This window comes from Flavobacterium sp. (assembly GCF_050696275.1).
Taxonomy (GTDB): domain Bacteria; phylum Bacteroidota; class Bacteroidia; order Flavobacteriales; family Flavobacteriaceae; genus Flavobacterium.
On the sequence record NZ_JBOGUT010000029.1, the window covers coordinates 33,868 to 51,325 of the forward strand.

Here is a 17,458-nt window from a genome sequence, read left to right on the forward strand (position 1 = left end):
ATTTCGTCAAATCAGCTTATTGCAGGATAAAACAACTCTCTTATTCTGAATATTAACACTTTATGCAACCATTAATGAAGACCATTTCCAAAAGCAAAAACGACCCGCAGGATGCGCCTTATGCAACCTACCTCCCATACTTCCTTTTATTGTGTTGTTTTTTTGTGTACTGCAACACGATAAACTTTGGCTTTGTATTGGATGACGAAGCTGTGATTACAAAAAACCTGTTTGTTAAAAAAGGCTTTGCTGGTTTTAGTGATATCTTTACGACATTTTATTGGAGAGGTTATTGGGATTTGAACAGTGGCTTATATCGTCCCCTATCTTTGCTTGTATTTACTATAGAATGGACATTATTTCCTGATAAACCGGCCTTTTTCCATTTTGTGCAGGTAACCCTATATACCGTTACAGTATTTGCTCTATATACTATGTTAAAGCGTTTATTGTCATCCACAAATAAATGGCTGCCTTTTGGTATTGCGCTGTTATTTGCCCTGCATCCGCTGCATACCGAAGTAGTTGCCAATATAAAAAGTATGGACGAAGTATTGACTTTGCTTTTTTTCATCCTTTCTACTAACTGGCTCTTAAAGAAAGACGGTTACAGCTGGCAAAGTTGTTTATTCTTTTTTCTGGCGTTGCTTTCTAAAGAAGGTGCCATTGCATTTCTGCCGGTTTGGTTTTTGCTGCTGGTACAAATTAAGAAACAAAGTTTAAATCATGCCTTTAAAACCGTCCTGCCTTTAATCATAACAGCAGCTGTTTGGTTGTCAATCAGAACCTGGGTAATCAGTAACGGTTCTCCGGTCGTAGGATACACCTATGCAGACAATTCCATTTTAGCCTGCAGCGATTGGATAAGCCAAAAACTGACAGCTATTACCATTTTGGGAATGAACCTGCTTCACTTTTTTTATCCAGTGGGCTTATCGTATGATTATTCTTATCCGCAAATACCCTGTGCTACATTTACAAGTGTAGGATTCTGGACAGCTTTGATTGTTTTATTGGCATTATTAATTGCTGCTGTCTATTATTTCAAAAGAAAACCAGTAGTAAGCTTTGGTATCCTATTCTTCTTTTTAATCTCATTTCTTACAAGCAACATCTTATTCACTATTGGGGCTACTATGGCTGACAGGTTTATGTTTATTCCCCTACTTGGTTTATTATTGGCTATCTGTTATGTGGGTTTTGAAGTCTCCGATAACTTAAAAACCCGTAAAGCAGGCATCGTCTCTGTTGCTATTTTAGGAATTGCCCTACTATTAGGGATGGTAACCTACCATAATAACAATGCTTGGAAGAGTAATGATATATTGTTTGCTGCCCATGCCAAAAATGTACCCCATAGTGCCCGGGCTCAATACAATTACGGAACTGTTTTATTAAACCATGCGATAGGCCACAATTATGACAGTCTGAATAAGGCTTTTGAAAGGTTAAGCCTTGCCCATAAACTGGATCCAAAAAATGTAGACGTTAAGGCTAATTTGGGAATTTCAAATTTTCATCTGCAAAACTATAGCACTGCTCAAAATTTGTTCAAGGAGGTATTGCTTATCAAAAAAGATGATGATCTAACCAAGCTCAATCTTGCTGATACCTATTGTAAACTAAAACAGTTTGATAGCGCCGTTGCTTTGTACAAACAAGCACTGCAAAACAACATATATAATGAAAACTCGCACGCAAGGATTGGTGGCGCATTTTTTGCTGCAAAACAATTTAAGCAGGCCGCTGAAATGTTTAAATTGGGTACAATAGCGTATCCTGATAATGCAGAACTCTGGATGAATTACGGAAATGCATTGGCTGCAGACGCTAATTTTAAGGCGGCAATACCTGCGTTTGAACAAGCCCTCGTTCTCAATCCATCTCAAAGAATGGTACTTTATTACCTCGCACTAACTTACCATAACATGGGTGACGACAGTAAGGCTAATGCCTTTATGCAACGCTATCAGACTGGCAAATAACAAGAAAAACCTTAAGAGTTACTCGAATTTTAAGGTAACGTTTATTGATCCTGCTTGATAAAAAAGATAGTAATCGCTATCTTTTTTTGTAAGGTGCAAATAAGGTATCTTTGCGCGTCAAAATGAATTCATTTTTTAAAATCAAGAGGCCTTCGGGTTTCAAAAAACATTAAAGCCCTAATTTAGGCACCATTACAACATGAATTATCTATCAGTCGAAAATATATCGAAGTCATTTGGTGAACGGACCTTGTTTCAAAACATTTCATTTGGAATCAACAAAGACCAGAAAATCGCTTTTATTGCCAAAAATGGTTCGGGAAAAACCTGCATCATGAAAATCATCAATGGAGAAGACGAGCCGGATACAGGTCAGGTAGTTGTTCGTAAGGACATTAAAATGGCATTTTTATCTCAGGATCATAATTTACAGGACGAACTGACGATTGAAGAAAGTATTTTTGCTTCCGACAATGAAGTTTTACATGTGATTGAGCGTTACGAAAAAGCGCTGGAAAAACCGGAAGATGAAGAAGCCTACCAAAAGGCTTTTGACGATATGGACCGTCATAATGCATGGGATTTCGAAACACAATTCAAACAGATTTTGTTCAAACTGAAGCTGGAAGACTTTAAATTAAAGGTGAAAAATCTTTCGGGTGGACAGAAAAAACGTTTGTCATTAGCTATCATTTTGATTAACCGTCCGGATTTATTGATTTTGGATGAGCCTACGAATCATTTGGATCTTGAAATGATTGAATGGTTAGAAAGTTATTTTGCCAAAGAAAATATTACGCTGTTTATGGTGACACACGACCGTTTCTTTTTGGAACGCGTTTGTAACGAGATCATCGAATTAGACAACGGAAAATTATACCAATACAAAGGAAATTACTCGTATTACTTAGAGAAAAAAGAAGAGCGTATTGCTTCAGAAAATGCCAGCATCGATAAAGCACAGAATCTTTTCATAAAAGAATTAGCCTGGATGCGTCGCCAGCCAAAAGCGCGTACGACCAAATCGAAATCACGACAAGATGATTTTTACGTGATTAAAGAAAAAGCCGAAAGCCGTCGAAAAGACAATGTTGTCGAGCTCGAAATCAACATGGAGCGCATGGGAAGTAAGATTATAGAACTTCATAAGGTTTCAAAGAAATTTGGCGATCATGTAATCCTAGACAACTTCACTTTCGATTTTCAGCGTGGTGCCAGAATTGGTATTATTGGAAAAAACGGAACGGGAAAATCAACATTCTTAAATCTTCTGACAGGAACACTTCCACTGGATGGCGGAAAAGTGATTGTCGGAGACACCATAAAAATAGGATATTACACCCAAAGTGGTATCAATCCGAAACCAGGGCAACGTGTAATTGATATCATAAAAGAATATGGTGAATATATTCCGTTGGCAAAAGGAAAAATCATTTCTGCTTCGCAATTGCTTGAGCGATTTTTATTTGATTCGAAAAAGCAATACGATTATGTTGAAAAATTAAGCGGAGGCGAATTAAAAAGATTGTATTTGTGTACTGTTTTAATTCAGAACCCTAATTTCTTAATTCTGGACGAACCTACTAATGATTTGGATATCGTAACATTGAACGTTCTGGAAAACTTCCTTTTGGATTACCCTGGCTGTTTATTAGTGGTATCGCACGACCGTTACTTTATGGACAAGATTGTTGACCACTTATTTGTTTTCAGAGGTCAGGGTCAAATTGAGAATTTCCCTGGAAACTATTCTGATTTCAGAGCCTATGAAGACAGTGCCGAAGTAACTCAAAAAGAAGAAAACAAAGCGGAAAAAAAAGATTGGAAGCAACAAAACAATACTTCAGGCTTAACATTTAACGAGCAGAAAGAATTCCAGAAAATCGAAAGAGAAATCAAAGATTTGGAATTGAAGAAAAAAGAAATTGAACAATTATTTTCAGATGGTAAAGTAGCAGATACTGATATTGAAAAGAAAGCCAATGAACTGCAAAATGTAATTAAGAAGATTGAAGACAAAGAAGAGCGTTGGTTTGAACTTTCAGGTAAAATTGAAGGATAAAATCAAAGGCAAGAGACAAGAATAAGGAGAAAACCACAACAGATATGATTTTGTTGTGGTTTTTTTATTTAAAAACAGATTATTACCAAGCTATCGGTACATAATCTTTTAAGAATTTTCCGCACCAGTGTTTTCCTGTATTAATACCGTCAAACAAAGGATCCATAACTCTTGCAGCACCGTCAACAATATCCAATGGTGGTTGAAAATCTTCTTCCTCTTGCTTTCTTTTTACTAATTCGGCAGGATCTTCATCAGTAACCCAGCCCGTATCTACAGCATTCATAAAAATACCTTGTTTTGCCAAAGCACCTGCAGCAGTATGCGTCAACATATTCAGTGCCGCTTTAGCCATATTAGTGTGTGGGTGTCTGGCATCTTTGTACCCGTGATAAAACTTGCCTTCCATTGCAGAAACATTGATAATGTGTTTTTGACCTGTGTTGTCTTTCTTCATTACTTCAGCAAGACGATTGCACAATACAAAAGGGGCCACAGCATTAACGAGTTGCACCTCTATCATTTCAGTCGTTTCTATTTCTCCTAATTTTAAACGCCAGCTGTTTGTTTTTCTCAAATCTACTTGCTGTAAATCAGCATCCAATTGTCCTTCGGGAAAAACGTCATTCGCCACTAGCGTGTTATCGAAAGAATAAGGAATTTGAGATAATTTAGCCGAAGACCTCAACCCAATTCCCGGCTCAGGTCCGTGCCAGGTTACCGGCATATTCTGATTGGAAGAAGCTCCGGAAGTCAATTCTTTTAATTCCTGCAAACAACCGGTATGATCGAATAACAGCTCTTGAACTTGTTTGGGCAATGAGACAATCGGTCTTTCTTCATTCTCCATTAAATGCGTGTAAAATCCGGCAGGTCTTCGCACGGTTTGCGCAGCATTATTGATAAGAATATCCAAACGCCCGTATTTTTGTTCAATAAAATTGCAGAAAATCTCTACACTGGGGATATGTCGTAAATCCAATCCGTGAATTTTCAGCCGATGTCCCCACTCCATAAAATCCGGTTCTTTGGCAAAACGCAAAGCTGAGTCAACTGGAAACCGAGTCGTCGCGATAACAGTTGCTCCTCCTCGTAAAAGCATCAGCGTAATGTGGTATCCAATTTTCAAACGAGAACCTGTGATAACCGCAATTTGCTCTTTTACATTTGCCGTTTGAAAACGTTTGGCATAATTAAAATCACCGCAATCAGTACACATTGTATCGTAAAAATGGTGCATTTTAGTAAACGATGTTTTGCAGACATAACAATTTCTTGGCGTTTCCAACTCTAATTGTTCTTTGTCAGCAAGATCAGTAAATGCCAGTAATTTAGGTGCGATAAACACACTCGTTTCCCGTGCACTACGGATTCCGGTTTCCTTACGAGCCGTTTTATCCTTATTTTCCTTTTTACGTTTGGCAACTAATCTTCCGTCCTTTTTTCTACGGGAAAGCTCATCGCGGTCCGGTCTGGAGAATAAACCCGCTGCTTTAATCAGGGCTGTTCGTTGCGCCTTCGGAATATCAAATATCTGGTCAGTATCCATATTTAATTGCGTCAGCAAAGTGATGCATTTGTCAATTTCTTCCGAAGTTATTGCTTGCTTATGTACTGTTTCATCCAACGTCATCATAAAAAAGATATCTATTTTTTGGCAAAACTGCCGAGGCTGCAAAGATAGTTTTAAAATTTCCTCCAACAATAAGGTTCACTATCAAAGATTAACGAAGGAAAAACGACCATTCAAAAAGTCGGATTTTATTTTTCCTTATAAAAGATTCCATGTTTATAAAATGACTTTGTATCTTCGTCCCTTCTTTGTAAAATCTTGCGCTTTACTATGATATTTCAAATCAAATCCTACATACAATTCCTTTGGAACTCTAAAAACCATCATGGAGTACATTCGCCATTCGTATTTGATTTGGTCACCAAATGCTTTTACGATAAAAAAACGAAGCCCGAATATGCCGTTTTAAAAAACTACAGGAATTCGCTTTTACAAAATAAAAATACAATTGAAGTAACAGACTTTGGTGCTGGCTCAAGGGTTTTTAAATCCAATATACGCCAGGTTTCTAAAATTGCCCAAACGGCTGGAATTTCGCCAAAACGTGCTGAATTGTTGTGTCGGATTGCAGGTTATTTTCAGCCTTCGGACATTTTGGAAATTGGCACCTCGTTAGGATTAGCCACTTCTGCCCTTTCATTGGGAAATCTTAAGTCACAAATTACAACGCTTGAAGGCTGTCCGCAAACGGCTTCGGTGGCAACAAATCAATTTCAGCTGTTCCATTTGGACAATATCGAAACGATTGTAACCGAATTTAAAAACTATTTCAATAACAATACAATGGCTGCAGTAAATTACCAGATAATTTACTTCGATGGAAATCATTCCAAACAAGCGACTTTGGATTATTTCGAGCTTTTATTGCCAACAATTACCAATGATTCCGTTTGGATTTTTGATGATATTCATTGGTCTGAAGACATGGAAAATGCTTGGGAAGGTATAAAAGAAAACCCCAAAGTAACGATTACGATTGACACGTTTCAATGGGGTTTTGTATTCTTCAGAACCGAACAGAAAAAAGAACATTTTATAATCCGTTCGTAATATCCTTTCGGATTCCGTTCCGTTATGCAATAATTTTAATTAAAAGGAAGTGTTCAAAGACAATGAAAGTCCGGTGCTTTCAGGAACAAACCTGCAAACTCCGCCTACACACAATAAACCGCCTCTTTGTCTGCCGTAATTTAATGAAACTCTTGTCGCATTTTTTCTAAAAGCCGCTCCAACATTATAATAATGGTTTCTCTTCTCTTTATCAAGGTTGCCATAATTATATAAATCCGAACAATAAAAAGACCATTTCTTGCTTGCATTGAATTCTATTGTCGAAGCTGCCCAGTTTTTCTTATCGCTGTCAGCCCATAGATGTTCACCTAAAACACGGATGGATTTAGCTTCCATAAATTTATATGTTGCTTCTGCAGAAATTATGTTTGTTTTTACTAAACCACTGGTTTCTTCCACAAATTTCTTATTGTAATATTGGTTGATGTAAGTAAAAATGGTATGCCATTTATCATTGATTTTCTTATCGATTTCGATGTTATAATCTGAAAAATATTTTTTTCCGAAAGCAAGGAAATCAGTCTGATAATCTCTCGGATCTGAAACAGAGTATTTCCCGTCTAACCCGAACCAATTTGACATATTAACAGACACTTTAGTTCCGGTTTTACCTCCTAAAGCTGACTCTTTCTTAAAATTATAAAACAAATCAATCTGACCTCCTATTTCGCCCGATTTCAATATACTTTCATCCGGCAAAGAAACGGAAGGCTGAGCCTGATAAACATAGATATTAGCCAAGCTGTTATGATGCTGTTTCGTTAAGCTGGGAATAAAATTTATAATCTTATCATTGTACAAGTTCCCTTTTGCGGTTCTTTCCGAGAAAAAACTCATATTCTCCATTCTTCTGAAACTACCGTCTATTCCAAACCCTTTTTGGGAATATCCAACATTAACAAGCAATGCAGTTCCCGGTTTGATAAAATCATTTTCAATTTTTTGAACCTCTACAATGGCGTCATCTGATTTATAATCAAACTCTGTTGAGATATAAAAGGCATTGTGGGTGAAATTAATTCTTCCTGAATACACATTTGTCAATTCAGAAAAATTAGGATCTACAATTGCTGTTTTTTCATTTCTTCCAACATAACTTAATCCTAAAGTCAAATCTGAAGACTCCATTTTTAGAATATCAGAAATTCCGATTTCAGAGTTGAAACCAAATATATCACTATCAGACACATTAAAACCGCTTTTTTGACGGCCATATAATCCCGTAAAAGATAAATAACTTACAGGAGTGTATATAACCCTTCCTCCTCTTAATGCATTATTGATCCCCAACGCTCTGTCTTCCCAACTTCTGAGAACTAATCCGCTTCCGAACTGCTCGTAAAAATATCCTGCAGTAACATCGATTTTATCCGATTTATATTGAACAAAATAAGTAGACACATTTGTTCCTTTATATTCGGGGTTATAGTTTAAAAGGGCATTTGGTTCATACGATTCTCCTTGAATTCCAACGGTCCATTTTTTATAATTGTAATTTAAAAACAGGTAATTATTGGATCGGAAAGGATCTTCCGGATGCGTTGTATGTAATTCTTTATCGTTAAGATACCATTGGGAATTTGATTCGAAACCACCAAATACTCTGCCGTAATCCTTTTTCTCTTCTTCCTGGGCATAAAATACTGTGGAAGCTAATACCAAAAGTATTGTCAAACTTTTTTTCATAGTTTTAAGATTTATAATGTTTTAATTTTTTCATATAAATCTTTCTCATTTCCGGGAACATAGCCATTTTGAATATGTACAATTTTTCCGTTTTTCACAACAATTGTATAAGGCGGGTTTACAATAGACATTGCTCTTTTAAAATCCTGATTGGTATCTAACAATACATTATAATTCCACTCTTTTCCTTTAACCAATGGCTTTACTCTTTTTTGCGTACGCGAATCATCAATAGAAACGGCTATAATTTCAATGTTGATCTCTTTTTTCCATTCTTCCTGCAGCTCATTCATCTCTTCCAATTCGTTTATACATGGTCCGCACCATGTTGCCCAAAAAGAGAAAACATAGATTTTATCTTTCTCCATAAAATCATTTTTTAAAGAAACCGATTTTCCTTCTAAATTCAGAAGGTTAAGATTTGGCAGTTCTTGCGCAGACAGATTGAAGCCAATTAATAAGGCCAGGAAGTAAAGGTTTTTCATATTTAATTTTTTTCGCAAATAAAATCATTTTTTTAATTTATTATGAGATAAATTATGCATAATTTAAAAAAAAAGTATTTATTTGCATAATAAACCTCGAAAAACACACTAATTTAAATTAATTATGAAAAAAATTACATCGCATTTTTTTGCCCTGACCCTTGTTTTACTAGTTGCATCATGCAGTAAAGATGATGCTCCATCTGAAGGAAGCAGCACTCCTGCTGTAAACGATGACCCAATACCTGGAATGTTTCAGAAAAACGTTTTAATCGAAGATTATACTGGAACATGGTGTGGTTGGTGCCCAAGAGTAGCTTATAGTATTGAAGCTGTAAAAACAGCTACAACAAAATCTGTTGCTGTTGCTATTCACGGAGGATCTGCCTCAGAACCAATGAGATATACTGGATCTTTACCAATAGAAATTCAAGGTTATCCTACAGGAATGCTAGATAGAACTGTAGAATGGGTATATCCTGAAAATACGCACATCAATCAGGCAAAAAACTTATCTAGAAATAATGCCGGATTAGGAATAGCTATGAACTCAACTGTATCTGGCGGAAATATCAATCTTGACGTTAAAATCAAATTTGCTAAAGATCTTACAAATACTAAATTGGTTGTATATTTAGTTGAAGATAATTTAGTTTACAATCAGACAAATTATACTTCTTTTTACGGAGGAACCAGTACTATTTCAAATTTCGAGCATGACAATGTTTTAAGAGAAGCACTGACTAGTATCAATGGAGATGCTCTAACCGGAACAACTACAGGTCAGACAATAACTAAGAATTTCACTCTTACATTGCCTACTAACGTAACTAATGCTGCTAATCTTCATTTCGTAGCTTTTGTTATAGGATCTAACGGAGGTGCTATAAATGTTAGAGAAGCTCTACCTAATGTAGATCAGTCATTCGAACAAAACCCTTAATATTTCTTATAAATTTAAAGCCCTTAAAGGTAAATTACTTTTAAGGGCTTTTTTTATTGCTATATACTCCATTCTACTGAAATACCAAAAGCTTGTTTTAACGAACGTTTGTCCTTCTCCAATTCAAAATATAACTGCCAAATCAATTCCATAATTACATACAATTCCAATTTCAGTAATATATGTGTAACAATATCTCTTTTAGTTATACTAATCCGGAACAACATAAATTTCTTAAAATGTCAAATTCATTAATCAGAATAACCAATATCAAGAGAGATTTTATTCTTGGCAGCGAAACAATTAACGTTCTTAAAGGAATAGATTTACAGATCAATAAAGGAGAGTATGTTGCATTAATGGGGCCTTCCGGTTCCGGAAAATCTACATTGATGAATCTTTTAGGCTGCTTGGACACGCCTACTTCCGGTCAATATATTTTGAATGGAAAAGACGTTAGCCAAATGATTGACAATGAACTAGCCGAAATCAGAAATAAAGAAATCGGGTTTGTATTTCAAACGTTCAATCTTTTACCAAGAACAACAGCATTAGACAATGTAGCTTTACCGATGATTTATGCCGGTTATTCCAAAAACGATAGAAAAACCAGGGCTGAAGAAGTCCTGACACAAGTAGGCCTTGACGACAGGATGGATCACCAGCCTAATCAACTTTCAGGCGGGCAACGCCAGCGTGTAGCCATCGCAAGAGCATTGGTTAATAAACCATCTATTATTCTTGCTGATGAACCTACTGGAAATTTAGACAGTAAAACTTCTGAAGAAATCATGAAACTCTTCGGAGAAATCCACAGTAACGGAAACACTGTTATTCTTGTTACACACGAAGAAGATATTGCATCACATGCACACAGAATAATCCGACTGCGTGACGGTATAATTGAAAGTGATACTTCAAAATAGTTAATCTGATACCTTTCTTAATTTTTACGCTTTTTTCGGAATGTCAATCGGATAACCCATACGCACAAATAAAATAAGAATGAATATTGCCCTACTTACCTGCGAGAATTTACCAGAATTAACTTCTGCAGATCAACTCCTAATTCCTGAACTGGCAAAATACAATATTGCTGCAAAAGCAGTGATTTGGGATGATAAAAAGATTAATTGGACTGATTTCGATTATTTAATCTTCCGCAATACCTGGGATTACTTCGAAAAAGAATCCGAATTCAATCTTTGGCTTGACCGTATTGAAAAATTAGGCGTTAAAACCTTAAATTCAATCGAAGTCATCAAAGAAAACAAACACAAATTTTACTTGCGTGAAATGAAGGAAAACGGCATCCTCATTATTCCGACAATTTTCATTGATAAAACAACCAATCTTAATCTTCCAGACATAATCCCTTCTGATTGGACAAAAGCCGTTATAAAACCTGCTTTTTCAGGAGGAGCGTATCAAACTACCGTTTTTGGACTTGATACTATTGCAGAAATAAATGATGAATACCAATCTATTGCTTCTGAAAAAGAACTCTTATTGCAGCAATTTATGCCGGAAATTCAAACATTAGGGGAAACATCATTTATCTTTTTTAATAAAAAATTCTCTCACTGTATCAATAAAAAACCAATTGAAGGCGATTTTAGAGTTCAAAGTCAATTTGGCGGAGAATACACGCTGACACAACCTTCTTCGGAATTAATCGAAGCGGCTCAAAAAATAGTAAATCAATTCGACGGAAACCTTTTGTACGCCAGAGTAGACGGAATCATTATCGAAAACGAATTGCATTTAATGGAAATCGAATGCATTGAACCCGATTTGTATTTTAACTTAAGTGATGGCTCACAGGAAAGATTTGTTAAATCAATATTAGAATTAATAAAGTAAATTTGTACTTAGATTTCAAATCATCGTATAAACAAACCACATAATGAAAGTATATACTAAAACCGGAGACAAAGGAACTACTGCCCTTTTTGGCGGAACCCGGGTACCAAAACATCATATTCGTATTGAAAGTTACGGAACCGTTGACGAATTAAACTCTTACATCGGGTTAATCCGAGATCAGGAAATAAATACATTATACAAAAATGTCCTCATTGAAGTTCAGGACAGATTATTTACTGTTGGTGCCATTCTAGCGACTCCTCCTGAGAAAGAAACTTTAAAAAACGGCCAGCCAAGATTGCAAAACCTTGGTATTGTGGAATCTGATATCGAATTTCTAGAAAACGAAATCGACACTATGGAAGAATCGTTACCGCAAATGACACATTTCGTTTTGCCAGGCGGCCATACAACAGTGTCATATTGTCATATAGCCCGCTGTGTCTGCCGTCGTGCCGAACGTTTAGCCGTCCATTTAAATGACATGGAGCCTACAGATGAGCTTGTAATTAAGTACCTGAACCGACTTTCTGACTATCTTTTTGTATTGGCACGGAAGTTGACGAATGATTTACGTGCCGAAGAAGTACAATGGATACCCAGAAAGTAACCGATTCCAGTTTTTAAGTGTTCAGAAACTGGTTATTATGACTAAAAAGCGAGCACTTAAAAAGACGTTCTTAACTTTACCTAAAAATAAATCAAAAAAAACTTGATTTTTTCAGTAGAAAAATTATTTTTGCATTAAATTAAAATTCAACAAGATGTATTGGACATTAGAATTAGCATCATATTTAAGCGATGCACCTTGGCCTGCTACCAAAGACGAATTGATCGACTACGCCATAAGAACAGGTGCTCCACTTGAAGTGGTAGAAAACCTACAATCTATTGAAGACGAAGGAGAAATTTACGAATCAATGGAAGAAATTTGGCCAGATTATCCAACTGACGAAGATTACCTTTGGAACGAGGATGAATATTAGAAATAAAACCTGCTAAAAAGTCTCTATCGAGACTTTTTTTTTGGTTAATTTAACACCCATTTTTTAAACAAAATTATTATGAGTTTCATAAACAGTATACTAAAAGCATTTGTAGGCGACAAATCACAAAAAGATGTCAAAGCCATTCAGCCGCTTATCACCAAAATAAAAGCATTTGAAAGTAACTTAAGTTCATTATCACATGATGAATTAAGAGCAAAGACAACCGAATTCAAACAAAAAATTAAGCAGGCACGCGCTGAAAAAGATGCTCAAATTGAAAGTTTAAAACTGGAAGTGGAAGCCATTCAGGATATCGATGCCCGCGAAGACATTTATGTACAGATTGATGCGCTTGAGAAAGAAGCCTATGAGATTTCTGAAAAAACACTAAATGAAATACTTCCTGAAGCTTTTGCTGTCGTTAAAGAAACTGCAAAACGTTTTAAAGAAAATACTCAAGTTACCGTTTCAGCTACACCGAAAGACAGAGAGCTTTCTGCTTCGAAATCTTATATCAACATAGTGGGTGATTCTGCTGTTTGGGCCAATTCTTGGAATGCTGCAGGTAAAGAAATTACCTGGGATATGATTCATTATGATGTCCAATTAATAGGCGGTATCGTACTGCACCAAGGTAAAATTTCCGAAATGCAGACAGGGGAAGGAAAAACATTGGTTGCTACACTTCCATTGTACTTAAACGCTTTGACCGGAAACGGTGTGCACCTTGTAACTGTAAATGACTACTTGGCAAAACGTGATAGCGCCTGGAAAGCACCTTTATTCGAATTTCACGGATTAACAGTAGACTGTATCGATTTACACCAGCCAAACTCTGACGAACGCAGAAAAGCGTATGAAGCGGATATTACGTATGGTACAAATAATGAATTCGGTTTTGATTATCTTCGTGATAATATGTCCCATTCTCCAAGCGATTTGGTTCAAAGAAAGCACAACTTCGCTATTGTCGATGAGGTCGATTCTGTATTAATTGATGATGCGAGAACTCCATTAATCATCTCAGGTCAGGTAACTGATGGTGACCGTCATGAATTTAACGAATTAAAACCTAAAATTGACAATCTGGTAAATATGCAACGCCAGTTGGCTAACGGTTTCTTAGCAGAAGCAAAACGCTTAATTAAAGAAGGAAACACTAAAGAAGGTGGTTTCCAATTATTGAGAGCTTACAGAGCATTGCCTAAAAACAAAGCATTAATCAAGTTTTTATCGGAAGAAGGCGTTAAACAATTACTTCAAAAAACCGAAAATCAATACATGGCAGATAACAACCGTGAAATGCCAAAAGTAGATGAAGCTTTGTATTTTGTTATTGAAGAGAAAAACAATCAGGTAGAATTAACCGAAAGCGGAATTCAGACGATGTCGAAAGACACCAATGATACTTTCTTCGTTTTACCGGACATCGGAACTGAAATTGCCCGAATAGAAAAACTAAACCTTTCTAAAGAAGAAGAAGCGGAACAAAAAGAACTTTTATTCCAGGATTTCAGTGTAAAAAGCGAGCGTATTCATACCCTGACACAACTTTTAAAAGCTTACACATTATTCGAAAAAGATACCGAATATGTGATTATGGAAAATAAAGTCATGATTGTTGACGAGCAAACTGGTCGTATCATGGATGGCCGTCGTTATTCTGACGGATTACACCAGGCAATTGAAGCTAAAGAAAATGTAAAAATTGAAGATGCAACCCAAACTTATGCTACTGTAACATTACAAAATTACTTCCGTATGTACAGCAAATTAGCTGGTATGACCGGAACGGCAACTACAGAAGCTGGTGAGTTTTGGGAAATTTACAAATTAGATGTTGTTGAAATCCCAACTAACAGAGGTATTTCACGTGTTGACAGAGAAGATTTGATTTATCGTTCTGTTCGTGAAAAATTCAATGCGGTTATCGAAGACGTTGTTGAACTTTCTCAAGCAGGGAGACCGGTACTTATCGGAACAACTTCAGTAGAAATCTCTGAATTATTAAGCCGAATGTTGAAAATGAGAAACATTCCCCACAACGTATTGAATGCCAAAATGCACAAGCAAGAGGCACAAATCGTTGAAGAAGCAGGTAAACCAGGCGTTGTAACGATTGCAACCAATATGGCTGGTCGTGGTACCGATATTAAATTGACTCCAGAAGTAAAAGCAGCCGGTGGTTTAGCCATTATTGGTACTGAACGCCATGATTCACGTCGTGTTGACCGCCAGTTACGTGGTCGTGCAGGTCGTCAGGGTGATCCGGGTAGTTCTCAATTTTATGTATCGCTGGAAGATAACCTAATGCGTTTATTCGGTTCTGAAAGAGTTGCAAAAGTAATGGACAGAATGGGATTGAAAGAAGGCGAAGTAATTCAGCATTCTATGATGACCAAATCTATCGAGCGTGCTCAGAAAAAAGTAGAAGAAAATAACTTTGGTGTTCGTAAACGTTTATTAGAATATGATGATGTTATGAACGCGCAACGTGAAGTAGTATACAAACGCCGTCGTCACGCTTTACATGGTGAACGTCTGAAACTGGATATTGCCAACATGATGTATGACACTTGTGAAGTAATTGTCGATAAAAATAAATTAACAAACGATTACAAAAATTTCGAATTCGAATTAATCCGTAATTTATCTATCACTTCTCCGGTAACTGAGTCAGAATTTTCAAAATTGACTGAAATCGAATTAACCGGAAAAATATACAAAGCGGCTTTACAGCATTACAATGAAAAAATTGAGCGAAATGCAGAAGATGCTTTCCCTATCATTCGCAATGTATACGAAAATCCAGGAAATCATTTTGAGCGTATTATTGTTCCTTTCTCGGATGGAATTAAGTCGCTGAATGTAGTAACTGATTTGAAACGTGCTTACGAAAGCCAAGGAAAACAATTAATAGCTGATTTCGAAAAAAACATCACATTAGCTATCGTTGATGAAGCTTGGAAAAAACACTTACGTAAAATGGATGAATTGAAACAATCTGTTCAATTAGCCGTTCACGAACAAAAAGATCCATTACTTATCTACAAATTTGAAGCTTTCAATTTGTTTAAAACGATGATTGACAACATCAATAAAGAAGTCATTTCTTTCTTGCTTAAAGGTGATTTGCCACAGCAAAACAACAATATTCAAGAAGCAAAAGAAGTTCGTACAAAAGAAAAATATACAGAAAGCAAAGAAGACGTTTTAAACAGCGACGAAATTGCAGAACGTAATCATGAAGCCGGACAAACTCAACAGCGTCACGTGACTGAAACGATTGTTCGAGACCAGCCAAAGATTAACCGTAATGACAATGTAACAATAAAACACGTGATGAGTGGAAAATCAGAAACGATGAAATACAAAAAAGCGGAAAGCATGTTAGCTTCTGGCGAATGGGTTATCGTTAATGAATAATTTTCAAAATAAATAAGTTTAAAAACCTCAATTATGTAAAAATAATTGAGGTTTTTTTTATTGGAATAGATAGGCACTAAAAGACAAAATCTTTACCATTGCCTGAGCTTTCCTAAAATAATAAGTTGTTAATTTGCATCGATTAAAAAATAAATTTTTACTTGCCCCTCATGAATAAAAACAGAATCTTACGAAAAATCTGGTACGGTTTATCTTCAAAGCAAAGATATACAGTAAGAAGATTGTATTATTATCCACAAGACTTATTAGATGCCTTTACAGGTAAAACCCATGAATTCGTTCCTCCCAGAGGCAAAATATTTACAGGATCTCCCGCAAGTGCCCAAAATTTTATTTCTCAAAGCAATCACCAGCTGGAAATACTCAAAAATGAAACCGGATTGGTTCCGTCAGATGCCATTTTAGACATTGGCTGCGGCATTGGGCGTACTGCCATCTCTTTGACCCAATACTTAGATAAAGATGGAAAATATGAAGGTTTTGATGTCGTTAAAGAAGGCATCGATTGGTGTAACTCAAAATTTAAAAAAAAGCATTCTAATTTTAATTTTACCTATATTCCGCTTCATAACGATCTATACAATAGCTCAGGAAATGCGGCAGAAGACTTTATTTTCCCTTACCCTGAAAATTCCTTTGATAAGATATTTTCATTTTCTGTATTTACCCATATGGGAATAACCGAAATACAAAATTATTTAAAAGAGATACAAAAAACACTGACCAAAGACGGACTTTGTTTATCCACCTTTTTCTTATATGATGATACAGATGAAGATTATATCACAAATGCGCAAAGGTTTGGGTTTCCTTTCAAAGCTGATGGTTACAGACTGATGAACGAAAAAGTAAAGTCCGGAAATATTGCTATTTCTAAACAAAAGCTACACGAAATGGCCAAAGCATCCAATCTTCAAATTACCAACATCATAGATGGATTTTGGAAAGATGAAATAAGAAATACTGACAAAATAGAATACCAGGATATCGTTGTATTCAAAAAATAAGGCATATTTCTTATTAATTTCAATAGTAATATAACTCATCCCCAATTACAAAAATAATTGGGGATTTTTATTTAAAATAAAGCAAACTAACTCATAAAATTTTGCTCAATCAGTTTAATGACTTTACCGTAAAGCTTAATCAGAATAATAATCATTATTACAATTAAGGCAATACCTAAAATATCAAAAAGAGTATTCGTTACAAAAGTTATATTACTTGCAGTTCCTCTGCTTATTAAATTTTCCTCCATGGCGTTTATTTTTTTTATATGGTTTATATATTAATTTAGAAAAAATCGTTTTTGGTCCAGACCTACAAGTGTTCAAATCTTGCAGGCCTGCAT

At 35.9% G+C, this 17,458-nt stretch carries 14 protein-coding genes; 10 read left to right on the top strand and 4 right to left on the bottom strand.

Annotated elements, in window-relative coordinates; genetic code table 11:
• Positions 1 to 62 precede the first annotated feature (62 nt).
• Both ACRDEC_RS13725 and ACRDEC_RS13730 read left to right on the top strand, forming a co-directional pair.
• Positions 63 to 1,985, top strand: a complete 1,923-nt coding sequence (locus ACRDEC_RS13725; protein WP_431498928.1) for a tetratricopeptide repeat protein — start codon at positions 63 to 65, stop codon at positions 1,983 to 1,985.
• 199 nt (positions 1,986 to 2,184) lie between these two features.
• On the top strand, positions 2,185 to 4,047 hold the full coding sequence (locus ACRDEC_RS13730) for an ABC-F family ATP-binding cassette domain-containing protein (RefSeq protein WP_431498929.1): 1,863 nt from the start codon (positions 2,185 to 2,187) through the stop codon (positions 4,045 to 4,047).
• An 82-nt stretch (positions 4,048 to 4,129) separates the two neighbouring features.
• On the opposite strand, the gene ACRDEC_RS13735 is transcribed toward ACRDEC_RS13730, so the two are convergent.
• Complete coding sequence (locus ACRDEC_RS13735) at positions 4,130 to 5,683, bottom strand: SDR family oxidoreductase (protein WP_431498930.1); 1,554 nt, start codon at positions 5,681 to 5,683, stop codon at positions 4,130 to 4,132.
• 207 nt (positions 5,684 to 5,890) lie between these two features.
• Here ACRDEC_RS13735 and ACRDEC_RS13740 point away from each other — a divergent pair, with 207 nt between their 5' ends.
• The gene (locus ACRDEC_RS13740) at positions 5,891 to 6,670 is read left to right on the top strand and encodes a class I SAM-dependent methyltransferase (RefSeq protein ID WP_431498931.1); all 780 of its coding nucleotides are present in this window, start codon (positions 5,891 to 5,893) and stop codon (positions 6,668 to 6,670) included.
• 39 nt (positions 6,671 to 6,709) lie between these two features.
• On the opposite strand, the gene ACRDEC_RS13745 is transcribed toward ACRDEC_RS13740, so the two are convergent.
• Positions 6,710 to 8,377 carry a DUF6029 family protein gene (locus ACRDEC_RS13745; protein ID WP_431498932.1) on the bottom strand — a complete coding sequence of 556 codons (1,668 nt, stop codon included), beginning with the start codon at positions 8,375 to 8,377 and terminating at the stop codon, positions 6,710 to 6,712.
• An 11-nt stretch (positions 8,378 to 8,388) separates the two neighbouring features.
• Positions 8,389 to 8,862 (bottom strand): TlpA family protein disulfide reductase, encoded by a 474-nt coding sequence (locus ACRDEC_RS13750; RefSeq protein ID WP_431498933.1) that lies wholly within the window; start codon positions 8,860 to 8,862, stop codon positions 8,389 to 8,391.
• 124 nt (positions 8,863 to 8,986) lie between these two features.
• On the opposite strand from ACRDEC_RS13750, the gene ACRDEC_RS13755 reads away from it, so the two are divergent.
• From ACRDEC_RS13755 to ACRDEC_RS13785, 7 genes are all read left to right on the top strand, one after another.
• Positions 8,987 to 9,805, top strand: a complete 819-nt coding sequence (locus ACRDEC_RS13755) for an Omp28-related outer membrane protein (RefSeq protein ID WP_431498934.1) — start codon at positions 8,987 to 8,989, stop codon at positions 9,803 to 9,805.
• A 239-nt stretch (positions 9,806 to 10,044) separates the two neighbouring features.
• On the top strand, positions 10,045 to 10,731 hold the full coding sequence (locus ACRDEC_RS13760; RefSeq protein ID WP_431498935.1) for an ABC transporter ATP-binding protein: 687 nt from the start codon (positions 10,045 to 10,047) through the stop codon (positions 10,729 to 10,731).
• A 79-nt stretch (positions 10,732 to 10,810) separates the two neighbouring features.
• Positions 10,811 to 11,668: an ATP-grasp domain-containing protein gene (locus tag ACRDEC_RS13765; protein ID WP_431498936.1), complete on the top strand. Its 858-nt coding sequence runs from the start codon at positions 10,811 to 10,813 to the stop codon at positions 11,666 to 11,668.
• A 43-nt stretch (positions 11,669 to 11,711) separates the two neighbouring features.
• Positions 11,712 to 12,281, top strand: a complete 570-nt coding sequence (locus tag ACRDEC_RS13770) for a cob(I)yrinic acid a,c-diamide adenosyltransferase (RefSeq protein ID WP_431498937.1) — start codon at positions 11,712 to 11,714, stop codon at positions 12,279 to 12,281.
• A 154-nt stretch (positions 12,282 to 12,435) separates the two neighbouring features.
• Positions 12,436 to 12,657, top strand: a complete 222-nt coding sequence (locus ACRDEC_RS13775) for a DUF2795 domain-containing protein (protein ID WP_002986941.1) — start codon at positions 12,436 to 12,438, stop codon at positions 12,655 to 12,657.
• 78 nt (positions 12,658 to 12,735) lie between these two features.
• Complete coding sequence (secA, locus tag ACRDEC_RS13780; RefSeq protein ID WP_431498938.1) at positions 12,736 to 16,086, top strand: preprotein translocase subunit SecA; 3,351 nt, start codon at positions 12,736 to 12,738, stop codon at positions 16,084 to 16,086.
• Positions 16,087 to 16,256: 170 nt separating this feature from the next.
• Entirely contained in the window at positions 16,257 to 17,114 is an 858-nt protein-coding gene (locus ACRDEC_RS13785; protein WP_431498939.1) for a class I SAM-dependent methyltransferase, read from the top strand.
• A gap of 86 nt (positions 17,115 to 17,200) precedes the next feature.
• Here ACRDEC_RS13785 and ACRDEC_RS13790 read toward each other — a convergent pair whose 3' ends face one another.
• Positions 17,201 to 17,365 (bottom strand): hypothetical protein, encoded by a 165-nt coding sequence (locus tag ACRDEC_RS13790; protein ID WP_431498940.1) that lies wholly within the window; start codon positions 17,363 to 17,365, stop codon positions 17,201 to 17,203.
• Between the last annotated feature and the right edge of the window lie 93 nt (positions 17,366 to 17,458).